This is a genomic window from Anabaena sp. 90 (assembly GCF_000312705.1).
GTDB lineage: Bacteria > Cyanobacteriota > Cyanobacteriia > Cyanobacteriales > Nostocaceae > Dolichospermum > Dolichospermum lemmermannii.
This window is the reverse complement of sequence record NC_019427.1, coordinates 1,526,133-1,546,188: the sequence shown is the minus strand read 5'-3', so window position 1 is coordinate 1,546,188 and position 20,056 is coordinate 1,526,133. Positions and strand designations below refer to the sequence as shown.

General features: G+C 37.9%; 25 protein-coding genes. 9 read left to right on the top strand and 16 right to left on the bottom strand.

Translation table 11 applies throughout. The annotated features are described in order from the left end of the window. Positions 1-102: 102 nt before the first annotated feature. Positions 103-1,245, bottom strand: coding sequence for a 7,8-didemethyl-8-hydroxy-5-deazariboflavin synthase subunit CofH (gene cofH, locus ANA_RS06905; protein WP_015079340.1), 1,143 nt, complete (start codon positions 1,243-1,245; stop codon positions 103-105). 398 nt (positions 1,246-1,643) lie between these two features. Between cofH and ANA_RS06900 the strand changes: the two genes are divergently transcribed. Then, a complete protein-coding gene (locus ANA_RS06900) occupies positions 1,644-2,057 on the top strand; it encodes a hypothetical protein (protein WP_015079339.1) in 414 nt (137 codons plus the stop codon). A gap of 170 nt (positions 2,058-2,227) precedes the next feature. Beyond that, positions 2,228-2,986: a hypothetical protein gene (locus ANA_RS06895; protein ID WP_015079338.1), complete on the top strand. Its 759-nt coding sequence runs from the start codon at positions 2,228-2,230 to the stop codon at positions 2,984-2,986. 43 nt (positions 2,987-3,029) lie between these two features. Here ANA_RS06895 and ANA_RS06890 read toward each other — a convergent pair whose 3' ends face one another. Continuing rightward, the gene (locus tag ANA_RS06890; protein ID WP_015079337.1) at positions 3,030-3,629 is read right to left on the bottom strand and encodes a hypothetical protein; all 600 of its coding nucleotides are present in this window, start codon (positions 3,627-3,629) and stop codon (positions 3,030-3,032) included. Positions 3,630-4,201: 572 nt separating this feature from the next. On the opposite strand from ANA_RS06890, the gene ANA_RS06880 reads away from it, so the two are divergent. Further along, positions 4,202-5,437 carry a glycosyltransferase gene (locus ANA_RS06880; RefSeq protein ID WP_015079335.1) on the top strand — a complete coding sequence of 412 codons (1,236 nt, stop codon included), beginning with the start codon at positions 4,202-4,204 and terminating at the stop codon, positions 5,435-5,437. A 30-nt stretch (positions 5,438-5,467) separates the two neighbouring features. Here the strand turns inward: ANA_RS06880 and ANA_RS06875 are convergent, their stop codons facing one another. The 3 genes from ANA_RS06875 to ANA_RS25710 all read right to left on the bottom strand — a co-directional run bounded on the left by ANA_RS06875 (position 5,468) and on the right by ANA_RS25710 (position 8,778). Continuing rightward, entirely contained in the window at positions 5,468-5,752 is a 285-nt protein-coding gene (locus ANA_RS06875) for a hypothetical protein (RefSeq protein WP_015079334.1), read from the bottom strand. Positions 5,753-5,877: 125 nt separating this feature from the next. Then, on the bottom strand, positions 5,878-8,478 hold the full coding sequence (locus ANA_RS06870) for a cation-translocating P-type ATPase (protein WP_015079333.1): 2,601 nt from the start codon (positions 8,476-8,478) through the stop codon (positions 5,878-5,880). A 129-nt stretch (positions 8,479-8,607) separates the two neighbouring features. Beyond that, a complete protein-coding gene (locus ANA_RS25710; protein WP_148279029.1) occupies positions 8,608-8,778 on the bottom strand; it encodes a HAMP domain-containing histidine kinase in 171 nt (56 codons plus the stop codon). Positions 8,779-8,838: 60 nt separating this feature from the next. Between ANA_RS25710 and ANA_RS06865 the strand changes: the two genes are divergently transcribed. Beyond that, positions 8,839-9,264, top strand: coding sequence for a hypothetical protein (locus ANA_RS06865; RefSeq protein WP_015079332.1), 426 nt, complete (start codon positions 8,839-8,841; stop codon positions 9,262-9,264). A gap of 209 nt (positions 9,265-9,473) precedes the next feature. Here the strand turns inward: ANA_RS06865 and ANA_RS06860 are convergent, their stop codons facing one another. Further along, positions 9,474-10,031, bottom strand: a complete 558-nt coding sequence (locus tag ANA_RS06860) for a 3'-5' exonuclease (protein WP_015079331.1) — start codon at positions 10,029-10,031, stop codon at positions 9,474-9,476. A gap of 75 nt (positions 10,032-10,106) precedes the next feature. Then, positions 10,107-10,547: a hypothetical protein gene (locus ANA_RS06855; protein WP_015079330.1), complete on the bottom strand. Its 441-nt coding sequence runs from the start codon at positions 10,545-10,547 to the stop codon at positions 10,107-10,109. 101 nt (positions 10,548-10,648) lie between these two features. Here ANA_RS06855 and petN point away from each other — a divergent pair, with 101 nt between their 5' ends. Both petN and ANA_RS26965 read left to right on the top strand, forming a co-directional pair. Then, a complete protein-coding gene (petN, locus tag ANA_RS24265; RefSeq protein WP_013189847.1) occupies positions 10,649-10,735 on the top strand; it encodes a cytochrome b6-f complex subunit PetN in 87 nt (28 codons plus the stop codon). Positions 10,736-10,742: 7 nt separating this feature from the next. Continuing rightward, positions 10,743-10,904 carry a hypothetical protein gene (locus tag ANA_RS26965; RefSeq protein WP_015079329.1) on the top strand — a complete coding sequence of 54 codons (162 nt, stop codon included), beginning with the start codon at positions 10,743-10,745 and terminating at the stop codon, positions 10,902-10,904. Between the two features lie 315 nt (positions 10,905-11,219). Here ANA_RS26965 and ANA_RS06850 read toward each other — a convergent pair whose 3' ends face one another. The 3 genes from ANA_RS06850 to ANA_RS24260 form a co-directional block, all read right to left on the bottom strand. Beyond that, the gene (locus ANA_RS06850) at positions 11,220-11,462 is read right to left on the bottom strand and encodes a DUF4327 family protein (RefSeq protein ID WP_015079328.1); all 243 of its coding nucleotides are present in this window, start codon (positions 11,460-11,462) and stop codon (positions 11,220-11,222) included. Positions 11,463-11,972: 510 nt separating this feature from the next. After that, complete coding sequence (gene rbfA / locus ANA_RS06845) at positions 11,973-12,371, bottom strand: 30S ribosome-binding factor RbfA (protein WP_015079327.1); 399 nt, start codon at positions 12,369-12,371, stop codon at positions 11,973-11,975. A gap of 126 nt (positions 12,372-12,497) precedes the next feature. Then, entirely contained in the window at positions 12,498-12,704 is a 207-nt protein-coding gene (locus ANA_RS24260; RefSeq protein ID WP_015079326.1) for a DUF751 family protein, read from the bottom strand. A 65-nt stretch (positions 12,705-12,769) separates the two neighbouring features. Here ANA_RS24260 and ANA_RS06840 point away from each other — a divergent pair, with 65 nt between their 5' ends. Continuing rightward, positions 12,770-13,606, top strand: a complete 837-nt coding sequence (locus ANA_RS06840; protein ID WP_015079325.1) for a DNA adenine methylase — start codon at positions 12,770-12,772, stop codon at positions 13,604-13,606. A 295-nt stretch (positions 13,607-13,901) separates the two neighbouring features. Here the strand turns inward: ANA_RS06840 and ANA_RS06835 are convergent, their stop codons facing one another. The 4 genes from ANA_RS06835 to ANA_RS06825 all read right to left on the bottom strand — a co-directional run bounded on the left by ANA_RS06835 (position 13,902) and on the right by ANA_RS06825 (position 16,543). Beyond that, the gene (locus tag ANA_RS06835) at positions 13,902-15,122 is read right to left on the bottom strand and encodes a HetZ-related protein (RefSeq protein WP_015079324.1); all 1,221 of its coding nucleotides are present in this window, start codon (positions 15,120-15,122) and stop codon (positions 13,902-13,904) included. A 150-nt stretch (positions 15,123-15,272) separates the two neighbouring features. Beyond that, positions 15,273-15,416 carry a hypothetical protein gene (locus ANA_RS26470; protein WP_158310511.1) on the bottom strand — a complete coding sequence of 48 codons (144 nt, stop codon included), beginning with the start codon at positions 15,414-15,416 and terminating at the stop codon, positions 15,273-15,275. A 121-nt stretch (positions 15,417-15,537) separates the two neighbouring features. Next, positions 15,538-16,197, bottom strand: a complete 660-nt coding sequence (locus ANA_RS06830; protein WP_041458287.1) for an L-threonylcarbamoyladenylate synthase — start codon at positions 16,195-16,197, stop codon at positions 15,538-15,540. Positions 16,198-16,342: 145 nt separating this feature from the next. After that, positions 16,343-16,543, bottom strand: coding sequence for a hypothetical protein (locus tag ANA_RS06825; RefSeq protein WP_085929740.1), 201 nt, complete (start codon positions 16,541-16,543; stop codon positions 16,343-16,345). A gap of 22 nt (positions 16,544-16,565) precedes the next feature. Here ANA_RS06825 and larC point away from each other — a divergent pair, with 22 nt between their 5' ends. Both larC and ANA_RS06815 read left to right on the top strand, forming a co-directional pair. After that, positions 16,566-17,837 carry a nickel pincer cofactor biosynthesis protein LarC gene (gene larC / locus ANA_RS06820; protein ID WP_015079322.1) on the top strand — a complete coding sequence of 424 codons (1,272 nt, stop codon included), beginning with the start codon at positions 16,566-16,568 and terminating at the stop codon, positions 17,835-17,837. Positions 17,838-17,893: 56 nt separating this feature from the next. After that, positions 17,894-18,805, top strand: a complete 912-nt coding sequence (locus ANA_RS06815; RefSeq protein ID WP_015079321.1) for a lysylphosphatidylglycerol synthase transmembrane domain-containing protein — start codon at positions 17,894-17,896, stop codon at positions 18,803-18,805. Positions 18,806-19,074: 269 nt separating this feature from the next. On the opposite strand, the gene ANA_RS06810 is transcribed toward ANA_RS06815, so the two are convergent. Both ANA_RS06810 and ANA_RS06805 read right to left on the bottom strand, forming a co-directional pair. After that, positions 19,075-19,263 (bottom strand): hypothetical protein, encoded by a 189-nt coding sequence (locus ANA_RS06810; RefSeq protein WP_039201479.1) that lies wholly within the window; start codon positions 19,261-19,263, stop codon positions 19,075-19,077. 274 nt (positions 19,264-19,537) lie between these two features. Beyond that, positions 19,538-19,720 (bottom strand): hypothetical protein, encoded by a 183-nt coding sequence (locus ANA_RS06805; RefSeq protein WP_015079319.1) that lies wholly within the window; start codon positions 19,718-19,720, stop codon positions 19,538-19,540. Between the last annotated feature and the right edge of the window lie 336 nt (positions 19,721-20,056).

Here is a 20,056-nt window from a genome sequence, read left to right as displayed (position 1 = left end):
AAACAAGTAAATCAAAATCCATCCTATCTTGGATTGGTATATGGGGGATAGGAGTTAAAACTTAAAACTTCAAGAAAACTCCTACCCATTACCAATCACCCATTACCAATCACCCATTACCCGATACAAAGTATCCCGTTGTTGGTAAGGTCTTTCTAAAGATGCGATCGCCCTTTGTAAAGTTTCCACTTCCATACAAGTCCCACCCACAGCCCCGGCCATGGTGGTAATGTGTTCTTCCATTAACGTGCCACCGATATCATTACAACCCCAATTTAAGGCTTCTGTAGCACCATCTAGCCCTAATTTTACCCAGCTTGGTTGATGATTAGGGATATAATTTCCGAGATAAATTCTGGCTACAGCCGTTAATAACAGGGAATCAGCTAAAACAGGTTGGTCTCTTCCTACCTTTTTGCGGAGGGATTTGGGGGCTTCTTGTCCAACGAAGGGTAAGACAATAAATTCGGTAATTCTTGCAGGATAACCTTTTTCTATGGCTGTTTGTTGGAGCGATCGCAATTTTTCTAAATGGCCAATTTGCTGTTCTGGAGTTTCAATATGTCCAGATAACATTGTGCTGGTAGTAGGTACACCTAATTGATGGGCTGTACTGACAATTTCTAGCCAAGTCTCTGTATTAATCTTTTCTGGACACAATACCCGTCTCACGTCATCATCTAACACTTCTGCGGCTGTTCCGGGCATAGAACCGACACCAGCATCTCGCAAAGCTGTAATCACATCTGTATAAGAAATTCCATCTAATCTGGCAATAAATTGGACTTCTTGGGGCGAAAAAGCGTGTAAATGTAAGTGAGGAAATTCGTCCTTAATGGTTTTTACCAGTTTGAGATAATAGGGTAAAGACTTACCATTAATTTGCGCTTGTGGGTGTAATCCCCCTTGCATACATATTTCCGTTGCTCCTCGACGCACTGCATCTGTAGCTTTTTCCAAAATCTGCGCCGAATTTAACCAGTAAGCATCTGGATCACCGTCATCCCGGCGGAAAGCACAAAAACTGCAATGTTGCTCACAAATGTTAGTAAAATTAATATTTCGGTTAATAACGTAAGTAACCGTATTTCCAGCCTGTTTTTGCCTTAATTGGTCCGCTGTAGACTGAATTTGTGTAACTGCTTCTGGAGTGGTCTGTTTTAATAAAAAAACCGCATCATCCGGGGTTATATCTTTATCTGTTAAAGCAGACTCAAGAATAGAATCAACAGTTATATTAGTCATTGGTGATCAATCAAATATAAAAGACTTATTTAAGTTTCATAATAAATTGAAATTTGCAACCTTTAAATATTATTTGGGTGCGGCTCTTTTAGGAAGACGGGAGAGGAGGTCAAACAACCATTGGTATTGGTGCTGGAGTAGTAGAGCAACGAGCTTGAGAGACACCTTTAAGCAAAAGAATGCCACCTTGATATACAGCTAAACGCTTCAGAATCTCTGGGCTTTATATTGTGAATAAGCTGGATATTTATCACAAGTGGGGAATTTAGCGATCGCTCTTTGCGTTGGTGTAGTGTCAAATAATACATTCGTTAATTCAATACAAAATTACTAGTTGACAAGAAGGTTTTAATAAACTAAAAGAATTAATATTGACTATTAAACCTTGAAATATACTTATGTCGCTTGAACCTTTAACTTCATTAACTGCACTTGCAATTGCTAAACTTGCATTAGGTGAATTTGTAAAATCTGGAGCAGGAGAAATAGCAAAACAATCAATCGGCAGTGTTATTGATTTGGTCAAAAATCTACGCAATAAGATTGAGAGTAAATTAAAAGGGAATGAACGAGCAGAGAAAGCATTAGCAGAAGTAAAGGAGCATGGAACTACACAAGCACTAGATAAGTTTGCAAAGCATTTAGATTTAGAAATGAATGAAGATGATGACTTCGCTACTGAAATACGCCAAATAGCTCAACAAGTTACGAATATTTATACGCAGAATAAATCTACTTCAAGCTATATCAATAACGGAAGAGATCAATTCAATATTGAAAATATGCAAGGTAATCAGAAATTAGGAGGTTAATAAATTACTTAATTACATATAGAACTTTACACGTCTATCTGGCACAGCTTACGTATTAATTTTTCAGTTGATATACTAACTTTTCTGCAAAGTGCTGTATTTAAAATTAAAGTTTCTAATTTAGGAAACAATAAAAAATATAATATTCTAATTCGCATAAAGGATAAGTTATGAATCCTCAGTATGAAAATAATGGAAGAGATCAATTCAATATTGAAAATATGCAAGGTAATTTCTGCATTACACCACAAGAGAAAATTCTAACAATTAATGAAAATTTTAATGAAATCCGAGAGTTTTTAAAAAACTTTGTGTTATGGCTAAATGGTAGTTTAGAACTTGAAGAATATTTTGTTAATAGGATAAAATATTTCTGGGATAGCTTTGATTTTATTCATAAAAGTTACAAGGACAGAATAACTAAATACTTGGAGATTTTAAATAATGCTTCAGTTACAAAAATATCTGTACGTGAAGCACTGCTTCAGCAGATAAACTATGATTTCCGTAATACTTTTGAAACAAGAACTAATTTAGTAGCTGAAATAAATGCACATTATGGTTCTTCACTTAAACCGGGCAAGCTTCCCAAAGGTTTATCATCGGAGTTAGTATTTATGTTTCTATTATCTATAAAAGAGTATTTTGAGCTAAATTTATATATTGATGGTTATGAACGAAAAGATAATATACAAGCTATGTTTGTTGATGTGGCATCTAATAATTTTTTTATACAGGGGGGTTCAATGGATAATAATTTAGAAGCAAAATACTTTAGTATAAAGCAAGCAAAAAAAGCATTAAATTTAATTGATAGACAAGTTTTAAATAATTATAAAAAAGTGGTTACTAACTATAGCAATTTAAAAGAATTTTTGATAAGAGATAATCGCTCACCACACCTACCGAAAGGGAAGGGATTTATGTAACTAACCCATATATGCTGTTAAAAATAATTAGTTTAAATAACTTTTAACCCTCAACCCCTTGACATAAAATACCTAAAATCTTGTTTAACTCCTTAATATAATAATTATTCAAATCAATAAATATATCAGTCCCTTCCAACTTCAAGAACTTCCAAATATCTCCTGTTGTCACAGCCCCATAAATAGTTTTAATTTCATTACCTTCCTGTTCATTAAACAATTGTGCTGCTAACATTGCTGCTGCACATTGACCCAAACCACCTTTAATATTTTCATTTTTAGCTTCTACAATAATTAGTACAGGAGCATTAATTGTTAACTGTTCTCTAGAACGACTGATAACAAAATCACAATAACCATTTAAACCTCTCTCAACATCAACATTAAAATCCGTACCAGAAAATAAACTAATTTGATAATTAGCTTTACGTCTAACTTCTAATAAAATTGGCGTAATAATCATTTCTGAGCGGGCTTTTTCCGTATTTATTGCTAACGCGAGTTCTGTAGTTTCTTCTAAAGTGTTAATTAACTTTTCGCTGATTTCTATAGGTTCTACAGTCGCAAATAAATCAGCTTCTTCATCAATTGTAATGTTAAAATTTTTCTTAAACTTAGTTAAGCTAAAATCACTATAAGCCATTGCTCTTACCTTATTATTTTCAACAGTTTATCTAAAATTTAAAACTTCTTTAGTTATAGCAGTATACTTTTCACGGAATAGGTGCATCTTTACCCTTGGAGGATGTTTGAAAAGTTTTTAATGTACAAACAAACCCCTCTCCAAACCTCTCCCCTAAGCGGGGAGAGGCTTTGAAACCCCCCTTCCCTCGTAGGGAAGGGGGGCTGGGGGGTTAGGTTTTTGGAGATTATCGGTTTCATCTAATACTTTTCAAACAACCTCTAACTGTTACTTTACCATTACGTACTCCCGAAGTTTTAGCTACGCTAGAATTATTTATGACAACATCAACCGGATTTTGTATTTTTAAACTAGCTTGATTAAATTTGGGTACGGCTCTTTTAGGAAGACCGGAGAGGAGGTCAAACAACCATTGGTATTGGTAGTGGAGTAGTAGAGCAACGAGCTTGAGAGACACCTTTGAGCAAAGGAAATATTGACTAATTGTTTTGATCATACTAAGTGTATGATACTCTATGGAAAATCAACCTTTATACAGACAATTTGGCAATTTAAGATTTATCACGTACCTTATGAAGACAAGCTCATCCAATTCTTTATTAACAGTTCCTATTGGTGCATTGAGGATTTCTGAATTTACACCCCAGGAAATAGCTGAAAACAATCCCATTCTCCTCTCTTTAGTAATTCCTACTTATAAAGAACGTGACAATATCGAAAATGTAGTCAATATATTAAGTGGCTTATTGGATAAAGCTATTCCTGGTAATTATGAACTCATTATAGTAGATGATGATAGCCCTGACCGAACTTGGGAAATAGCACAATCTCTCATATCAGATTATCCCCAATTACGGGTCATGCGTCGTCAAGAAGAACGGGGACTATCTTCAGCCGTAATTCGTGGCTGGCAAGCGGCCACAGGGCGGGTATTAGGCGTGATTGATGGCGATTTGCAGCATCCTCCAGAAGTATTAACACAACTATTACAGAAAATCGAAGAAGGGGCTGATTTAGCCTTAGCTAGTCGTCATGTAGACGGTGGTGGTGTGAGTAGCTGGAGTGTAATTAGACGCTTTTTATCGCGGGGGGCGCAGGTATTAGGATTAGTGATTTTACCGGGAGTTTTAGGGAGAGTTAGTGACCCAATGAGTGGTTATTTTATGGTACGACGAAGTGCGATCGCCAATACCACACTTAACCCCATAGGGTACAAAATTCTTTTAGAAGTCATTGGTCGGGGACAGGTAGGAGAAATTGCCGAAGCTGGTTATGTGTTCCGCGAACGAACAGAAGGAGAAAGCAAAGTGACGTGGAAACAATATGTAGACTATATTCAACACTTAATCAGATTACGGTTATCTACTGGAAGAATAGGAAAAATTCGTCAAAAAGTTAACTTCCCTATGGGACGATTTCTCAGATTTGGTGCAGTGGGACTTAGTGGCGTATTTGTAGATTTAACCATATTTCATATCATGCGTACCGTGATTAACATGGGTTTAACTCGCAGTACAATTTTTTCGGCCGAAGTAGCAATTCTCAATAATTTTCTTTGGAATGATTTGTGGACATTTGGGGATATTTCCCGAAAACAGACAGGAAAACGCCAGCGTTTCAAAAGATTCTTAAAATTCAATATGGTCTGTTTAGCTGGGATAATCATCCAAACCTTAGTAGTCAATTTCCTATTTAATAACTTAGGTATGAATCAGTATATAGCCAAATTAATAGCGATCGCAGTTGCCACAATTTGGAACTTTTGGGTTAACCTAAAACTAAGCTGGCGAGTCACAGAAGTCAAATAAATCCATTAATTCATCCGCGTTTATCCGCGTTTATCTGCGTTTAATTGTATTAGTCCTTTGATTAAACAAACCCGACATACTCATACCCGTCACCAACAAACCGATTAATCCAAAACCATTCAAAATCGGATAAATTGCCTGTAAATGAAAAATTTCCCCAGTATGAATTTCCAACATTAATCGAGAAGAAAGTCCAATATTAATCGGCCATTCCTTAACAACAGTAGCTAACATTCCCGTCAACACAGTTAATAAAAGTGGGACACAAACAATAATGCCAATAATCCGATGATATTTACGAAATGCTTTTTTCACAGTAATCCTCCGAAATAGAATAAAATTATTAAACGCAGATGAACGCAGATAAACGCAGATGAATTAAGAGATTATTATTACCTTTGCGCCTTTGCTCCTTTGCCTCTTTGCGCGAAACATCTTAATTATCTACGTCGCCAAACCTTCAATCCTTCAAACCACAAAATACTAAAAACCCCAGAAGTGAGACTAACTAACAAATCATCAAAATGCAGAAAAGAGAACCGGAATAAATGGCGTAACACAGGAACATAAAGCACCAGTCCCATAAACACCACACCACCACCTAATACCCACCAAAGTGCTGCATTAGGAGTGCGTAACATTTCAGGAATAGTCCGCGACCAAGAACGATTACTCAAAATCATACTCAAATTCGAGACAATTAAAGTAGTAAAAGCCAAAGCGCGAGCATCAAATTCTCCATGTCCAGAGTAAAAAGCCACACCAAATACAACCACCAGCACCACCAACACACCTACCCCTTGCAGCAGTGCTAATTTCAAAGTCTGACGGCTGAATAATGACTCTCTAGGGTTGCGGGGTGGACGGTTCATGATATTGCTTTCTTCTGGTTCAGCCTCAAATACTACAGTACAAGCCGGGTCAATAATTAAATGTAAAAAAGCAATGTGAATCGGCAGTAGCACCAGCGGCCAGTGAAATATTACCGGAATCAAGGACATTCCCGCAATCGGAATGTGAACCGCCAAAGTATAAGCCATCCCTTTTTTGAGGTTATCAAATACTCGTCGTCCCAGCCTCACAGATTGGACAATGGCAGAAAAATCATCATCTAACAAAACTAAATCCGCAGCTTCACGGGCAACATCTGTACCCCTTTCCCCCATAGCAATACCGATATTTGCGGCTTTCAAAGCTGGGGCATCATTGACACCATCTCCAGTCATAGCCACGATTTCACCGCAGCGTTTGAGGGCGTTCACAATCAGTAATTTTTGTTCGGGAACAACCCGCGCGAAGATATTCACGGTTTGAATGCGAGACAGTAATTCACCTTCTGGCATTGTTTCCAGTTCTGCCCCGGTAATTACTTCTGTGGCGGGTTTTAGACCGATTTGGCGGGCAATATTTTGGGCTGTGGCAGGATAATCACCTGTAATCATTACTACCCGAATACCAGCAGTGTAACATTCGGCAATAGCTGGGGCAACAGTTGGGCGCACGGGGTCAGCCATGCCTAGCATTCCTAAAAAGGCAAATTCAAAGTCATGTTGGGCTTCAGGAAGAGATTTGAGGGTTTTATTTTTTTGATGTTGGCCAATGACTTTGGCTACACCTAAAACACGCAAACCAGCAGCAGCCATTTTATTAATTTGTTGTTCTAAATTTTGTCTTTGTTGGGTGTTAAAATGACAAAGATCAGCGATCGCTTCTGGCGCTCCTTTGGTAGCAACTACTAATTTATCTTCTGGAGATTGCCACACACAGGACATGGCTAATAATTGACCGGTGAGGGGATATTCTCGCAGTATTTCCCAATCTTGATGTAAATGTTCGGTTCTGGCTAAATAGTCATCACCAACCTGTTTCAAGGCTTTTTCCATGGGGTCGAAAGGGTCTTTGCGACTGGCTAAAATCCCAAATTCGATTAATTCATGGAAAGTTTCGGGCAGGGCTTCCCGTTCATGCAAGGCGACATCGTAAAATTGCGGTATTAAGGTTGTCGGTTGATACACAAATAATTGCTGCACTGACATCCGGTTAAAAGTCAGCGTTCCAGTTTTATCTACACAGAGAACGGTCGCTGAACCCAATGTTTCTACTACGGGAACACGCCGAGTTAACACCCTAGCCTGGGAAAATCTCCAAGCACCTAAAGCCAGGAAAATTGCCAAGACCACAGGAATTTCATTGGGCAAAATCGCCATTGCCAGCGCCAAACCTGCTAAAATTCCTTGTAGCCAATCGTTCCTAGTTGCACCGTAAATAACGATGACAGCCACGCAAATAGCGATCGCTACAAAGGTCAATTTACTGACAATTTTTCGAGTTTCCCGTTGCAAAACCGTGTCCTCCTGTTCCACAGTTTGCAAGGCTTTCCCAATTTTACCCATTTCCGTCTGCATACCTGTGGCATAGACTTGGGCAATTCCCTGACCTTGAACTATCAACGTTCCTGAATAGACAAAAGGTAGATCTTCACCACCAGGACGGTGCTGGGTGGCTGTTCTCATGGTGTTTTCTAAATCGGTGCTATCTTCTACTGATTGCTTGCGAACAGGTAAAGATTCACCGGTTAATAGAGACTCATCCACGCTCAAATGGGTAGACCACATCACCACAGCATCCGCAGGAACTCTATCACCCTCTGACAAAACAATCACATCTTCTCGAACTACTTCCCGTCCCGCAATCCGTTGACGTTCACCATCACGAATCACCAATGCACGGGGACTAGAAAGATCCCGTAATGCTTCCAGGGATTTTTCTGTTTTTTGTTCTTGGTATAAGTTGATGCCGACAATAAAAAAGATGAAACCTAACAAAATCAACGCTTCCTGAGCATCACCCAAAAACAAGTAAATGATACCACAACCTAATAACAGGAGAAAAATTGGCTCTTTGAAGATTTCTAAGGCAATTTCCCAGATTTGACGATGTTTGCTAGATGGTAACTCATTATATCCTTCTTGTTGGAGGCGATCACCTGCGGTTAATGCAGATAACCCCGTAATAGATTGGAGTGCAATTTTATGAGTCATGATAAAAGTTTTGTTTTCACGTCCACGTAGCGTGCAGAGTACATATAGCGATCGCCAATAAATCCCCAAAATTTATCTTAAAAATCTCTTAAAACTGTTATTCTGAGCAGAGCATTCCCACTCATAGGCTTATGACCATGCTGCACTATTAGAGGCGACACCAATACCAGTATCCGCCACTTCCATAACTACAAAATCATCCCATTTAACGATTTTTATCCTGACCAGACCATCATTAGACTGATATTGCAAAGTATTTCCCAGCAAATTGCCAAGTTGCACTTTCCAAGTTCTTGACATTTGCTGTTTTATCTAGGAAATATTAGCGGTACAAATCAAAATATCCATTAGGAGTTGACAATGAAGAATTTCCAACCAATGTTAATTATTGCAAGTATTAGCTTACTGACTTTAGTAGGTTGTAACAATCCCGAACAAGCTGCCACCGAAACTACCCCAGCCACAACTTCCAATTCTACAGAAAAAGTCCCAGGACAAAAATCCACAGTAAGTAATGCAGGTTTACTCGCTGTAGTCTCCAAAACAAAAACCGCAGTTAAAGCTGGCAATTTTGTTCAAGCCAAAAAAGAATTTGACAAGTTTGAAGATGCTTGGAAAGAAGTAGAAGATGGCATTAAAGCTAAATCTCGTGATAATTATGAAGTTGTCGAAAAAAGCATGGATGAGATTTCAGACGAACTCAAAGCTGCTAAACCCCAAAAAGACAAGTTATTAGCATCATTACAGTCATTAGAAAAAACTATCAATGCTATTCCCAAATCCTAATTAGGGCTTGCTTAAACAGTCTTTTCGTGAATGACAGAAATCAGAATTAAACGCAGATGAACACAGATAATTTTGTACATCATTAGACTAGGAAATGCTATGTACCAACTTTATGTAAGCTTGCACAGAATAATAATCATCCTCATTCATCTGCGTTTATCGGCGTGCATCTGCGTTTAATTATTATCGAAATCCTATTTTAGTCAGCTTCATATTAACTTAGTATGAGTAGTTTGCATATAACGATAAATTGCCGTAATATTTCGAGCATCATCAATACCTCTATGATGTGTACCCTGTAATTCCATTCCCAAACGTTCCAAAGCTTGTGCCATACCAAACTTATGAGACACACCCAAATATTCTGAAAATTCCGTTTTAATATTTCTGTGTTCTGCACCAAACGGATAAGGAATATGATGAAATTTACAATCTTGTAAAAATTGCGATTTATCGTAATTACCCCAAGAACAAAATATATTATTAGGAAATAAATTCATCCAATCAGTTAATTTTGACATCACTTCTGGGAAACTTTGTGCTGCGTCAACTTGTTGCTGAGAAATGCTAGTCAATTCTGTGCAAAAAGCTGTAAGTTGGGGATTTCTCACAGGTTTAATAAATTGTTGAAACTCATCATCAATTTCCCAAGTTTGACGATTTAGCATTACCGCACCAATTTCAATAATTTCCATCTGATGACGGGGAATGCTCTTTTGATTACAACAAGTAGCTTCAAGATCAATGATCAAAAAGTAGTGATTCATAGGTAATTGGTAAATTTATTATATCCCCGACTTCTTTGAGAAGTCGGGGATATGATTTTTATGTTATTTACAAATTCATGAAAAAGGTTTGAGCCATTTTCGTAAAATAGCAATATCTAAAGCAAAAGCAGCAAAGGCAAACCACAATATACTTTCTCCTGCTAAGATTAAAAAAGGCAAAACCGGATTATTTATATGCCAACCAACTTCTATTTGAGTTAAACCTCGCACCAAACCAAAAGCCCAAACTCCACCAGTTTTGAGATGAGAATTGGTATCTACGCGGATAATATAGCGATAGGTGACACCAAATAGAAACCCAGAAAACCCGGCGATAACACCATTTAATAATATCTGTAAATTCACTATATCAATTTTATCATAAATAACCAAGGGAAAATACTTATCCAGCCATAAAACATTAATAAAGCTAGTGCTAAGGAAAGCTAAACCTAAAGATACGCTACCAATTGCTCCCGCTTTGAGGGATTCTAACCGTTCTGCCATTAATTCCATAATTTTTCTAACTCTCCTACCAATATAGTTAATAAATCCACTGCGTTTTCCCAGTATGATGAATATTAGAGCCGTTTTGTAATTATTTGAAAAGTAGAACTATGATTTTGACACTGGGTTGGGTATCGCTGTTAGTTGTGTTTACTTGGTCTATTTCTATGGTAGTTTGGGGACGCAACGGACTATAGAGGCATCGTGGAAAGTCCATTTTTGGGTATTTTAGCCGTATTTGGTGTAGTGCTGCTAGTAGGAGTCACTGGTGGTGTTGTTTATCTAACATTAGCAGATTGGCGCGATCGCCGTCGTCTCGAAGACGAAACCCGCGAAGCCCGACGTAGCACTAGCAAGCGAAAATGATTCTCTTACAGCTGACGTATAGCTGTATTTTGCGTTAAAAAGTGTTTATGTAGGGATAACAGCTATTCGTATCCCTACATAATCTATATTTATTGTTAAAGCAGATATCCAGGGAATAAATTCCCTGTCTAATAGCCAAAGTCGGTTAAAACCGACTAATAATAATTCTCTCTCTTCCTCTTTGCGCCTTTGCTCCTTAGCGCCTGCGAAATAAAATTAATTAAGTAAAATAGAAAAAAATATACCTGTCTATAGCCAAAAACTACAAACAAGTACAATTAAAAATAACAGTAGTTTATTAAAAAAACAAAATTATTAGTCGTTATCCCACTCTTCACGTCCGATTAAATCACCAATGCGATCGCGGAGTAAAAAATCACATTTCTCTAATTCACATTCTACACAAACCCACTCTCTAGCTGGAATGAACTGGCAAAGTGTATATATTGGTTGCTGACGGCCAACCATTCCCCTTTCCACCAGTCGGCGTGCTTCGTCCTGAATAACATTCAGAGAGTAGTAATTGTAATTGATAGAAGGCACCGTATTCACACTCATGGTTTTTTTCTCACAAAATTACATCAAAAATACATTTAGATAGCGTTCCTGTTATGCACGAGGAACAAAGATGGCAATAATTAAACCTGTGTTCGGGGTTTTGTAGTTTGCTATACGGAACTATTATCATTTTGACGCTATACACCTCTAAATTATCTAAAGAAATGTTAAGTTTGTCAAGAAAGCGTGACATTCATGGTAATTGAATTTGATATTCCTAAGATAACAGCAGTTAAGTTTACTAATCAAACCTAGATATTTCTATTTTTAACATTTTTTAACATTAATTTGTATAAAAACTATTAAAGTTATACTAGATTTGCTGTGACGTTAACTGTATTAGTATATATAGGCTTATGGCGTTTGACCTCTACCCTCAGACACAGGATTTGTAATACCCATAATTCTCTAAAAATAGGGAATCAAGGCATTGCCCATTATCCCCATCTAGATGGCTTTAACAAGCAACAAGTTCCAGATTTATGGATATTTTGGGAAACTTTAGATCAATCATTCGGTAATCTCTTCTGCTCCCTCATCCATACTTGACAATGTTCGTTTTTCCTCCAGTTGGTTTAACAAACTCAGCACTTTAGTACCTCGTTCTATAGAACGATCTTCCACAAAAATTACTTCTGGAGTCCGTCTTAATCTGACCCTAGAGCCAAGCTCACTGCGAACGTAACCTGTAGCTGACTTTAAACCAGCCATTGTTTCCGTCTTCGCTTCCTCAGTTCCATAGATGCTTACAAAGATGGTAGCGTGTTGTAGATCCCCAGAAACATCCACATCAGTAACACTGACCATTCCCATACCCACACGGTCATCTTTAATACCGTTGAATAGCATTTGGCTAACTTCCCGTTTAATTAATTCAGCAACGCGGGAAACGCGGCGATTTGTAGCCATATAAATTCCGCCTTCTCACAGAGGTTTAATAACATGATTCTAAATGCAAATTAGAGTGGACGGTGCTTGAGGTGATAAAATCAACAGCAACAGTCCAATAAGCTCAACCCTTTCCTGGCTTTTGGTTTAGATTGGATTCAATCCCAGCATAGCCCGCACGGTAAGCGTTACGAAAAAAAGACCACCGGCAAAAAAGCCTAAAATAGCAATCAGCGTCACAGGACGTTTCAAGAATGGAAACAGCGGCTCAAGGGTGTTTAGAAAAATACCCAAGACGATACTAATCAAGTACCGAGGGTAGCGAAAGACGTTATCCCAAAATCCATCAAACATTTGAATTTAGACTGCCTTATTATAAACTTTATTGATTAGTTAGTTTTTAGTTTAATCGTAAGTAGATGGTAAGTCAAATCCCTAAACAAACTTACCCACGGCCATTTTTAAAGTGGGCTGGGGGTAAGACTAGATTAATTTCGCAATATAAAGACTATTTTCCTCAGCATTATCAGACTTATTATGAACCATTTTTAGGTGGGGGAGCAGTTTTTTTCTATTTGCAACCATCCAAAGCAGTTTTAACTGATATTAATGCAGATTTGATTCTTACTTATCGGTGCGTTAGAGATGATCTTGAGGACTTAATAACTTTGCTGCAAGCACATAAGCAAAGACATAATTCAGAGTATTATTATGATGTCAGAAATTCTTATCCTGGGACAGATTTAGAAAAAGCGGCTCGGTTTATTTATCTGAATAAAACTTGTTTTAATGGACTTTATCGGGTTAATTCTCAGGGTAAATTTAATGTCCCTGTGGGAAAATATAAAAATCCGGGTATTTGTCAAGAAGAAATTTTGAAAGTGGCATCGGTCGCACTCAAGAAGGTAGAAATTAAACAAGCTAATTTTGAGGAAGTGCTAAATTATGCAACTGGTAGTAATGAATTTGTTTATTTTGATCCTCCCTATTATCCTCTAAATAAAACTAGCAATTTTACAGCTTATAGTAATTTTTGTTTTGACGAGAATCAGCAAATCAAACTCAGAGATATTTTTATTAAATTAGCTAATAAAGGTGTAAAGGTCATGCTATCTAATTCAGATTGTCCATTTATTCGTGATCTTTATAGTGATTTTAATATTCACACCATATCAGCAGCGAGGTCAATTAATTCTAATGCTCAAAAGCGAGGGAAAATTACTGAAGTATTAGTAACTTCTTATAAAAAATTGTAGGTTGGGTAGAACGAAGTAAAACCCAACATTCTTAAAAACGGTGAAACCCAACATTCTTAAAAACGGTGAAACCCAACATTGTTAAAATGGTAAAACCCAACATTGTTAAAAACAGTGAAATCCAACATTGTGAAAAACAGTGAAACCCAACATTGTTAAAAACGGTAAAACCCAACATTGTTAAAAACGGTAAAACCCAACATTGTTAAAAACGGTAAAACCCAACATTCTAAAATCTAACATTTCCATAAAAATGTTGGGTTTCCTTGCGTCAACCCAACCTACGGAATTGACTTTAATTGTTTTTAGCTTCAGCATGACCGTTACGAATAGACCATGCTAATTCCAACATTTGTGTCCAGCGTTTTTGGAGTTGTTTAGGAGTACATTGAACAGCTTTAGAAATAAGTAGATCACTTTGACAGGCAGTTTTTAATTCAAAAATTTGCTGTTGCTGTGGTGTAAGTTGATGCCAAAAAATATCCCATTGCTGGGAAGATAAACCTAACTTATGTTCTAAACCAGCACCTAACCATTGATGAACTAATTGCCATTGGTGCTGTTTGGCAAACTTCTCAACGTGATATTTAAATCTTTGCTGCAAATAATCGCGTTGACGACTAGTTAAACCCAGAATTTGATCAATTTCCGGTGCAGAAAGATCCTGGAGTTTGAGAGTCAAGTAATTCATACAATCAGATTGTCCTTGAGACTCCAGATATTTCATTAATTCGGTAATCACGCGATTGCGTTCCGACTCTTCAGAAGGGTCAAAACCAGGTTTAGCAATCATTTGTGAGCGAATTTGCTGCACTGCCACATTGCGTTGATAAGATTCTGCTTCTTCCGTTTTCGCAGAATCCACAGCCATTTCAATATCTACAGTAGTTTCTTGGGGTTGACGACGGGCAAAACCTTGAGCGCGTAAAACAATTAATTGCTGATTAGCACCACCAGGTAAATTAATCCGACGTTTGGCATATTGTTCTGTAAACGCCATATACTCAGCTACTTGTAACTGAGTCCGAGGGGTGTAATTTTCAGGTAATTCAGTTTCTCGACGAAAAGCTTTAATAGCTTCGATATAAAAAGCTTGTAAAAAATCTTCAATCAGATTGTAACGAGCCTCAAACCCTAAATCTGAGCCGGCAACAGTAACGTGACGATAAACAATTGCACCCAAACTGCTGTGTAATTCTACCCGTCCTTGTTTAGAACCAAGTTGATAGTAACGTAAACACTTTTGTAAACGATGTCTTCCTAAAGTAATTTGCCAAGACTGAATTTGTCCTGAGTTTTGAATGCGAGAGCTTTTATCACATATCCGTTCTACTTCTTTGGCTATGCGGCCAACGACATCTTGTACACCTGAAGTGGCGGATTTAACTTGAGATTGCATCTCATGGGATAAAAGTTGCACCAATGTATCACTGGTGGGAATAGACAATTCTTCAAGAGAAATATAGCTATCAAAAGCAGATGTAGAATTAGGCAGATTGGCGATGTTAGCTTTCATGACTTTTCTATAAAATTGGTATTGCACCTTAACTCAAATGCAGATACGGTATTTAATGCCAGTCTCAGGAGGGAAAATCTTTGGAGATTTATTCCTCAAAATTCACCAACTAGATTGCTGATATGTAAATACTGTAGGAAATTTCCAAAGTTAAGGGCTTGTTAATTGTGTCGGTTTGTTTTTAGCAACTAAATCAAAGATGGCATATAAGATATTCACTGTGAGGGCAAATTGCCAAATTGCCAAAAGCCTAGTCATAGTAAGATTGGCTGATAGCCTGTATGGCGTAGCCATGATTACATGACTAAGGATGACAGCACCTGGAAGGATGACAATTTCAAAATTGGCGTAAGGTGATCATATAATTAGCGCAACGGAGTCCAAAACAAGGGGTTGCACTTGTAAAGCTTTATTCTTAAACCCAAGTAGCTACGGCTTCCCAACCTAAACCTCTCCGAATAATAACTGGTTCTTCATCGGTCAAATCTAAAATGGTAGACACTTGATATGTAGGTTCTTCGGCAGTGTCAATAATGATATCTACCAATTTATCCAAATGGTCATATAAATCTACCCTTGTCAAAATTGGTTGTTTTCCGTTCTCAACTATTTCCTGGTCTTCGTCATTTGCTCTAATATGAGCCGAAGTAGAAATAATCGGGTTTCCTAATGCTTCCATTAATGCCAAACAAACCTGATGATTTGGCACTCGAATTCCTGTGGTTTTGCGTTTGGGACTTTGTACTAGTCGTGGTACGAGTTTGGTAGCAGGGAGCAAAAATGTGTAGGGTCCTGGTATTAACCGCTTCATAATCCGGTAGGCTGTATCACTTACGGAGGCATAAGTCGCCACATTGGAGAGTGAGGGACATAAAAATGTCAGTGGTTTATCATTTGCTAACTGTTTGATTTGCCGCACTCTTTCCACCGCCGACTTGGAATTCAAATCACAACCAATTGCGTAAACTGTATCTGTAGGGTAGAGCATGATAGCGCCACCTAATAGCGCTAACTTTATTTCCTCTATTCGGCGGCTTTGAGGATTATCAGGATGAATGGTGAATATTTTGGCCATAATGATTATTGGTAATGGGTAATGGGTAATGGGTAATGGGTAATGGGTAATGGGTAATTGGTAATTGGTAATTGGTAATAGTTTTACCACTGACAACTGTACGGGCGAAGCATTTGGAGAACTATTTTTGGCAATGACCGATAATTTATCTTCCAAATGCTTCGCCCCTACTAACAACTGACAACTGTACGGGCGAAGCATTTGGAGAACTATTTTTGGCAATGACTGATAATTTATCTTCCAAATGCTTCGCCCCTACTAACAACTGTACGGGCGAAGCATTTGGAGAACTATTTTTGGCAATGACTGATAATTTATCTTCCAAATGCTTCGCCCCTACTGACAACTGACAACTAACAAATAAATTTATGAATAAAATCGCTTATCTTCAATGCCCAACAGGGATTTCTGGTGATATGTGCTTGGGGGCGTTAGTCAGTCTCGGTGTGCCTGTGGAGTATTTGGTGGAAAAACTCAATGGCTTGGGAATTGAGGCAGAATACCGATTACGGGCGGAATTGGTTCACCGTCAAGGTCAACAAGCGACTAAGGTTGATGTGGATTTGGTTCATCACCATCATCATCATTCTCATAATGAACATGATCACCACCACACCCGTCATTTGCCAGAAATAGAGGAGATGATTCTCAAGGGGAATTTGCCAGTGCGGGCGGAAGCTTGGAGTTTAGCTGTTTTCCGACAGTTGGCAGTGGCAGAGGGGGCTGTTCATGGCATCGCACCGGAAAAAGTTCATTTTCATGAAGTGGGGGCTGTGGATGCCATTGTGGATATTGTTGGTACTTGCTTAGGGTTGGATTGGTTGGGTATTGATTGCGATCGCTCAGGGTTGCCTTTGCTATACTGTTCTGCATTTCCAACGGGAGGTGGTACTGTTAATGCGGCACATGGAAGAATGGCTGTACCAGTACCAGCGGTGTTAAAGTTGTGGGAAATGCGGGGTTGTCCAGTTTATAGCAATGGTATTGACAGAGAATTGGTAACACCAACGGGGGCGGCGATCGCTACTACCTTAGTACAAGACTTTGGTTCTCCACCACCAATGACTATCAAACAGATAGGATTAGGGGCGGGTTCTCTAGATTTACCCATTTCTAATATACTACGGCTCTGGTACGGTGAAAATGAATCTTTACAGACTGATAACTCTGATTTAGGGGAATATTCTCCAAATCTAGAAACTATTACTGTCCTCGAAACTCAAATAGATGATTTAAATCCGCAAGTATTCGGTTATGTGTTTGAGGCTTTATTTGCTGCGGGTGCGGTGGATGTTTTTACTCAACCCATAGGGATGAAAAAGTCACGAACTGGAATTTTATTAACTGTGATTTGTCATCCTGAAAATTTAGCTAGTTGTGAGGATGTGTTATTTCGAGAAACTAGCACTTTAGGGATTCGTCGTACTACTCAAAAACGGTCATTTTTACAAAGGGAAATGCAAAAGGTGGAAACTGTTTATGGGACAATATCTGTAAAAGTTGCCTGGACAGGAAAAGCTACAGAAAAGGTGATTACTAATGTGCAGCCAGAATATGAAGATTGTGCAGAATTAGCAAGACAAAATAATATTCCTTGGCGAGAAATTCATCGGTTAGCGTTAGAAAGTTGGCACAATTAACCAGATCCCCGACTTCTTCAAGAAGTCGGGGATCTGAATATTTCAATAAATCTAAAATGAAGAAAATTGTCCGGTGGTTGATTTTAGGTGGTACGCTATTTTTTTTGTTGAAAGCGTTAAAAGATAATTGGTTGGGAGTTAGTGCTATTCGGATTAGTGCAAATGGATGGTTAATATTAGTAGCTGCTACATTTATAACTTTACTGGCACATATTTGGGCGGGTTGGATTTGGACTTGGGTATTAAGGGAGTTAAATCAATCTGTATCTGCTATTGAATTTATTCAAGTTTATTTAAAAACGAATATTGCTAAATATTTACCTGGGAATATTTGGCATTATTACGGGCGAATTATGGCGGCTAAAAATGCTAATATTCCTACTAATATTGCTACTTTAAGTGTTTTATTAGAACCATTATTAATGTTAGCAGCAGCTTTAATTATTATTGTTTTATTTGGTAGTGAACTTGTTGTTAATAATCTGAAATTTAATTTCATGATTCTGCAATTTCTGAGTTTAATAATTGTCTTGGGTATACTTCATCCTCGATTTTTAAATCCAGCTATTAAACTTTTAGAACGGTGGAAAAATAAAAAATCTCATGGAGAAAATCAATTAATTAATAGTTTTATAATTAAACGTTACCCGGTGAAACCATTATTAGGAGAATTAGTTTTTTTAGGGTTGAGGTGTGCTGGATTTATTTTAACTATGTTGGCTTTAACTTCTGTAAATTGGGAGCAAATACCCTTATTAGTGGGAGCTTTTAGTTGTGCTTGGGTATTGGGGTTAATTGTTCCTGGTGCGCCTGGTGGTTTAGGAGTATTTGAAACCACAGCGATGTTACTGTTACAATATCATTTTCCGGCGGCTTTGGTGATTAGTGCGATCGCTCTTTATCGTCTCATTAGTATCTTAGCAGAAACCACCGGAGCAGCCCTAGCTTGGCTATTTGAAAGGATTTAATCAATTTTATATCTATGCTCATTTAGGAGTCACCGAGATTTGATGTTATAATTTTGGTGAAATAAAATCGGGCAAATACTAGAAGGACAATTAGAAAGGCAATGAGGGAATGAGTGAAGATATCAGGCTTGATATAAAAGTTCCCTGACAAACAAATAAGCAAAGCAAAATTTGTTCAGCCAGAGAAGTTTCTAGTAAGTGAGGCTTTATATTTAAGTGAGTCAAAATAGCTATTTTGCAAGAGTTAAATATTCCTAAATAGAGAGAAATTATACTAATGCTGTTGCTATAACCATCACTGCTTGAGCAGGAGTTAGACGTGCTGAACCGTTGGCAGCTAAGAATCCAGCGAGGGCGGTAGCAGCAGCAGCAGCATCACCACCACTAACAGTAGCGGATTCTTCCAAAGAGAGTTCAGTAAACAGTTCCTTATGTTCGAGATTATTAATTTTTGACATAATTGTGTTCTTCTTAATTAGGCACATCTAATCAGAAAACCAAGTAATTATTCACTCCCCTACTCTCTGAAAAGTTTCCGAAAAACTTATGAAAAAATTAATTGAAGGGTAGGGAAGTGAACAGTTAAGGAGGAAATTGTCTATGGTTTTACTAAGTCTAAGAAATGCGCCCATCTCAATTTAAAGTAGAGAGTATCTGCTTGAATTTCTGGGAATCTGGGGCGCATTCTTGACCTCATTTGATGGAACAAACTCACGGAAAGCTACAAAGATACTACGGAGCTAATGTTGTCACTATTGATGCAACTGCATCCTCATTCCTTAATGCGGCTAATGGACGGGCTGCCAGAAATCCCGCAAGTGCCTGCGCCCCACCAACAGCAGTGCCACCACTAACGTTAGCAGATTCTTCATTGGAAAGTTCGCTAAACAATTCATTATTTTCGATAACTTGCATGATGTTTTTTCCTTAATTAACAGAATGAAGATAAAGAATGAAGTGGCACTTTTCTCAAGCAGAAAGGTACACACATTGCTCGCACAGTTCACGAAAAAGATTAAATTCCACAATTAAAAAGGCACTCAAAAATTTGAGAACTAGGAAACAATTTCCCGGAGGATAACTTCACTAGCAGGTGTAGTTTAGAGCCAAAGTAAAATATTTACTAATGGTCAAACTTCCTTGCCTCTTTGTGAACTTGATGGTGAACTGTCCTTACTTTCTATAACGAACACCCAAAACAAAATATTCCGAAGTTGGCAAGAAAATTTGGAAGCCTTGCTGAATAGGTAT

Excerpts from the sequence above, each read along its gene's own strand:
- cofH (WP_015079340.1), bottom strand. The coding sequence starts at position 1,245 with ATGACTAATATAACTGTTGATTCTATTCTTGAGTCTGCTTTAACAGAT.
- ANA_RS06900 (WP_015079339.1), top strand. The coding sequence starts at position 1,644 with ATGTCGCTTGAACCTTTAACTTCATTAACTGCACTTGCAATTGCTAAA.
- ANA_RS06895 (WP_015079338.1), top strand. The coding sequence starts at position 2,228 with ATGAATCCTCAGTATGAAAATAATGGAAGAGATCAATTCAATATTGAA.
- ANA_RS06890 (WP_015079337.1), bottom strand. The coding sequence starts at position 3,629 with ATGGCTTATAGTGATTTTAGCTTAACTAAGTTTAAGAAAAATTTTAAC.
- ANA_RS06880 (WP_015079335.1), top strand. The coding sequence starts at position 4,202 with ATGAAGACAAGCTCATCCAATTCTTTATTAACAGTTCCTATTGGTGCA.
- ANA_RS06870 (WP_015079333.1), bottom strand. The coding sequence starts at position 8,478 with ATGACTCATAAAATTGCACTCCAATCTATTACGGGGTTATCTGCATTA.
- ANA_RS25710 (WP_148279029.1), bottom strand. The coding sequence starts at position 8,778 with ATGTCAAGAACTTGGAAAGTGCAACTTGGCAATTTGCTGGGAAATACT.
- ANA_RS06865 (WP_015079332.1), top strand. The coding sequence starts at position 8,839 with ATGAAGAATTTCCAACCAATGTTAATTATTGCAAGTATTAGCTTACTG.
- ANA_RS06860 (WP_015079331.1), bottom strand. The coding sequence starts at position 10,031 with ATGAATCACTACTTTTTGATCATTGATCTTGAAGCTACTTGTTGTAAT.
- ANA_RS06855 (WP_015079330.1), bottom strand. The coding sequence starts at position 10,547 with ATGGAATTAATGGCAGAACGGTTAGAATCCCTCAAAGCGGGAGCAATT.
- petN (WP_013189847.1), top strand. The coding sequence starts at position 10,649 with ATGATTTTGACACTGGGTTGGGTATCGCTGTTAGTTGTGTTTACTTGG.
- ANA_RS06850 (WP_015079328.1), bottom strand. The coding sequence starts at position 11,462 with ATGAGTGTGAATACGGTGCCTTCTATCAATTACAATTACTACTCTCTG.
- rbfA (WP_015079327.1), bottom strand. The coding sequence starts at position 12,371 with ATGGCTACAAATCGCCGCGTTTCCCGCGTTGCTGAATTAATTAAACGG.
- ANA_RS24260 (WP_015079326.1), bottom strand. The coding sequence starts at position 12,704 with ATGTTTGATGGATTTTGGGATAACGTCTTTCGCTACCCTCGGTACTTG.
- ANA_RS06840 (WP_015079325.1), top strand. The coding sequence starts at position 12,770 with ATGGTAAGTCAAATCCCTAAACAAACTTACCCACGGCCATTTTTAAAG.
- ANA_RS06835 (WP_015079324.1), bottom strand. The coding sequence starts at position 15,122 with ATGAAAGCTAACATCGCCAATCTGCCTAATTCTACATCTGCTTTTGAT.
- ANA_RS26470 (WP_158310511.1), bottom strand. The coding sequence starts at position 15,416 with ATGGCTACGCCATACAGGCTATCAGCCAATCTTACTATGACTAGGCTT.
- ANA_RS06830 (WP_041458287.1), bottom strand. The coding sequence starts at position 16,197 with ATGGCCAAAATATTCACCATTCATCCTGATAATCCTCAAAGCCGCCGA.
- larC (WP_015079322.1), top strand. The coding sequence starts at position 16,566 with ATGAATAAAATCGCTTATCTTCAATGCCCAACAGGGATTTCTGGTGAT.
- ANA_RS06815 (WP_015079321.1), top strand. The coding sequence starts at position 17,894 with ATGAAGAAAATTGTCCGGTGGTTGATTTTAGGTGGTACGCTATTTTTT.
- ANA_RS06810 (WP_039201479.1), bottom strand. The coding sequence starts at position 19,263 with ATGTCAAAAATTAATAATCTCGAACATAAGGAACTGTTTACTGAACTC.
- ANA_RS06805 (WP_015079319.1), bottom strand. The coding sequence starts at position 19,720 with ATGCAAGTTATCGAAAATAATGAATTGTTTAGCGAACTTTCCAATGAA.